At 51.9% G+C, this 3525-nt stretch carries 4 protein-coding genes; 3 read left to right on the forward strand and 1 reads right to left on the reverse strand.

Annotation, left to right across the window (positions count from 1 at the left end; all coding sequences use genetic code 11):
* Positions 1-16: 16 nt before the first annotated feature.
* A protein-coding gene (locus BEN30_RS18090) for an IS5 family transposase (RefSeq protein ID WP_211563440.1) occupies positions 17-774 on the reverse strand; the annotation gives its coding sequence in 2 pieces (ribosomal slippage) (positions 17-441 and positions 441-774; 759 coding nt in all).
* A 169-nt stretch (positions 775-943) separates the two neighbouring features.
* Here BEN30_RS18090 and BEN30_RS16060 point away from each other — a divergent pair.
* From BEN30_RS16060 to BEN30_RS16070, 3 genes are all read left to right on the forward strand, one after another.
* Entirely contained in the window at positions 944-2185 is a 1242-nt protein-coding gene (locus tag BEN30_RS16060; RefSeq protein ID WP_069959077.1) for a TRAP transporter substrate-binding protein, read from the forward strand.
* Positions 2186-2350: 165 nt separating this feature from the next.
* Positions 2351-2719, forward strand: a complete 369-nt coding sequence (locus BEN30_RS16065; RefSeq protein WP_170827076.1) for a c-type cytochrome — start codon at positions 2351-2353, stop codon at positions 2717-2719.
* Positions 2720-2982: 263 nt separating this feature from the next.
* Complete coding sequence (locus BEN30_RS16070; protein WP_069959078.1) at positions 2983-3342, forward strand: c-type cytochrome; 360 nt, start codon at positions 2983-2985, stop codon at positions 3340-3342.
* Positions 3343-3525: the final 183 nt, after the last annotated feature.

Raw genomic sequence — 3525 nt, forward strand, 5'->3', positions numbered from 1 at the left:
TAGGGTCCAGACTCATTCAAATCCAGTAGCAAATGAGTGCTGCGAGGCATAGTGCAGCGAGAAAGTTTTCAGCATTCTTGTCGTATCGCGTGGCAATGCGACGGAAGTCCTTAAGACGGCCAAACATTCTCTCAATGACGTTGCGTCCTTTGTATCGGGCCTTGTTGAACGGGTGCGGCTGCTTTCTGTTGGACTTGTTTGGGATCACCGGCAGGATACGTTGGGATTTCAGGTAGTCCCTCCAATGATCGGCGTCATAGGCTTTATCGGCGAGCAGGTATCGGGTGTTTGGCAGTGATGCGCCGAGCATGACAGCGCCCTTGATATCGTGGACGTGACCAGGTGTCAGGTAAAAGGCCAGAGGGCGGCATTGCTCGTCGCTTATGGCATGAACCTTGGTGTTGCGACCTCCTTTTGTGCGACCGATGGCCTGAGCAGAAGCCCCCCTTTTCCGCCGCCAGCGCAACGGTGGGCTTTGACATGAGAGGCGTCGATGGAGATTTGTTCTGGTGTTCCCGACAGGGCTGCCGTCAGTTCCGCAAACATGTACTGCCAGATCCCTTTCTGCGACCAGCGGTTATAACGGTTGTAAACCGTCGTCGATGGTCCGTATTCCGGCGGACAATCCTGCCAACGGCAACCGGATTGCAGAACATGAATGATACCACTGATAATGCGCCGATCATCCTTGCGACGCTTGCCGGCGGCACGGTAAGGTAAATGCGGTTCAATCAGTGAAAATTGTTCGTCAGAGAGCCAGAAATTGCACTTCATAGCCTGAAAATCTCCTTTTTGAGCTTCAAGCTATTGAATCACTGAAAGGTTAATGAGTTCTGACCCTAGAATGACTCACCTCTTTCCCAGACCGGGGTCACACTGCTATCCTTAGGGAAATTGACAAGCTGCAATCACCGGGTTTTCCTGGTTTGGGGTAAGGCAACGCATGCGCAACACCATCATTGGCATTGTCATCGGCGTGGTCGTCGGCGTTATGATTGGCGCGACCGTAGTTGCGCCGCGTCTTGAAGAAGCCCGCTCTGCGTCTGCGACGATTTCAGAAACGGGACCGATAACAGGTTCGGAATCAGGAACCGAGACTGGATCAGCCCCCAACCCCACCAGCACCTTAGAAACACTTGCGATAGCCCCCAAGCGGCCCTCTGCTCCCAAAGAGGCCCCGGCAAAGAAGCGAACCACGCTTTCCGCTCCGACCAAATATCTGCGCGTCATCAGCCTCTATCCCGCCAAAACGCCGATTTTGGGAGAATTGCCCAAACATCTGCAAACCTTGCTGCCCGCCGCCACAGGCGGGCGACTGGGTGTCACCGTCTATGATCCAGGCATTTTGGTCGAAACCGCCGACACCTTTAACGCCGTCAAATCCGGCACCGTCGATGGCGTCTTTGCCACACCTGAGCAATGGGATGAAGATTCCCCAATTTTGCAATTGTTCACCGCCATTCCATTTGGCCCACCAGCGCAAGAACTCTTGTCTTGGTACTACCAAGACGGCAAAAATGGTGGGCGTGCGCTGTTTGAAGCGGCCATGAGCAAAAAAGGTGTGCATGCCATTTTGTGTGGCGCGCTCCCGCCTGAAGCCTCAGGCTGGTATCGCGCTCCCGTGCGCAGCACCGAAGCCTTCAAAGGTCTCAACATTCGTGCCTTTGGACTGGGTGGGGAAGTTTTGGCAAAACTGGGGGCAAACGTCCAACGCCTTGACGCAGGTCACACTTTGTCTCAATTCGAACAGGGCCAATTGGACGGCGCCGAATATTCATTACCCAGTATCGATTTGCCCATCGGCTTTCAGAAATTTGCCCGCAATTATTACTTTCCAGGCTGGCACCAGCCCGTAACGCTGTTTGCCCTGGCGATCAATACACAGGCGTGGTCCGTCCTCTCTGGCCCGGAGCAAATGGCGATCGAAACGGTTTGCGGCGACAACGTGCGCCGCTCCCTCACCCAGGCGGACGCCCAACAGTTTGAGGCCCTGAAAACCTTGAGTCTGGATGGCGTTCAAGTACGACGTTGGCCGGAAAACATCTTGCGCGACCTGCAAGATGCCTGGAAAGAGGTCGTGCGCGATCGAGCCCAAAAAGACGAAGATTTTGCGAGTGCATGGACTGCATTGCAAAATTACCGTCGCGACTACGCCATTTGGTATGAAATCAGTCGTATGCCATAAAAAATATGGTTGTTTTACCTTGTTTTCATTACAATGTACCCATGTAACACTGTATTTTCAATGCTCTTCCAGCGCTAGACTTGCCAAGTGGGGGGTAAATGGGGTACAAGGCCCCAAGACGTACAGGGATTGATTTACACTAAAATGCAACGGAGACGCATCAATATGAACACCTCGAAAATTCTCGCGCTTAGCATTGCAGCAGCGATCGCTGCTTCCAGCGGCTCTGCAATGGCCAGCAGCGACGATGGCGCTAAACTGTTCAAGAAGAAGTGCAGCACCTGTCATACGGTTGAAGCTGGCAAGCACAAGACCGGCCCGTCCTTGGCTGGCGTCATTGGCCGCCAAGCAGGTTCTACCGACTTCTCGAAGTACAAAGCTTTGAAAGGCGCTGATTTCAGCTGGGATGAGGCAAATCTCGCCGAATGGATTGAAGACCCGAAAAAGTTCATCGGCAAGCCCACCGCCATGACCGTTAAGGTCAAAAAAGAAGACGAACGCGCTGCAATCATTGAATATCTCAAAGAGAATTAAGCGAACGCTTTTTTTTGCATCAAGATGGTTCAAAAAGGCCCTGCTCGGTTGAGCGGGGCTTTTTCATGTCTAACTGACGTTGCCCCCTCCTCTTCAAGCGTTGTGGTCCAACAAGACAAATCTCGCAATTTGTACAATTGAAGTGTAGATTTTTCCGCGCACCTTCATATAATCCGGCATTAATGTACCTTGGTAGTCGCGTCATATGGTCCGCATGCGACGAGCCGTCATTGTTGGAATATCACAACTCTTGGAGAACCCCCATGAAGTCTATCCGCATCGCCACCGTAATCGCTTGCTTAGCCGCCATTGCTCCTGCCACTTCCATGGCCGATGACGGCGAATCCTTGTTCAAAAAACAATGCAAGAAATGTCACGCCCTTGAAGCCGGCAAACACAACATTGGCCCATCTTTGGCAGGCATCGTCGGCAAAAAGGCCGGGCAGCAAGACTTCAAAAAATACAAAGCCCTCAAAGATGTTGATATCACATGGGACGAAGCCAACCTCAGCGCTTGGATCGAAGACCCGAAGAAGTTTATCGGCAAAGCCACCACTATGGTCGTCAAAATCAAAGACGCGGAAGACCGCGCCGCGATCATCGAATATCTCAAAGCGAATTAAGCAAACGCTTTTTTTTGCATCAAGATGGTTCAAAAAAGCCCCGCTCGGTTGAGCGGGGCTTTTTCATGTCAAGCTGACGTTGATTTTCCGCGCAACACGCGCTGGGACCTCACAAAACTAATCTCACAGATTGTACAATTGAAATGTAGATTTTTCCGCCTGCCTCCATATAATTCAACATTA

Source organism: Magnetovibrio blakemorei, from assembly GCF_001746755.1.
In the GTDB taxonomy this organism is placed as follows: domain Bacteria; phylum Pseudomonadota; class Alphaproteobacteria; order Rhodospirillales; family Magnetovibrionaceae; genus Magnetovibrio; species Magnetovibrio blakemorei.

Bases quoted from the DNA above. Each gene is read 5' to 3' on its own strand.
- BEN30_RS16060 (WP_069959077.1), top strand. From the start codon at position 944: ATGCGCAACACCATCATTGGCATTGTCATCGGCGTGGTCGTCGGCGTT.
- BEN30_RS16065 (WP_170827076.1), top strand. From the start codon at position 2,351: ATGAACACCTCGAAAATTCTCGCGCTTAGCATTGCAGCAGCGATCGCT.
- BEN30_RS16070 (WP_069959078.1), top strand. From the start codon at position 2,983: ATGAAGTCTATCCGCATCGCCACCGTAATCGCTTGCTTAGCCGCCATT.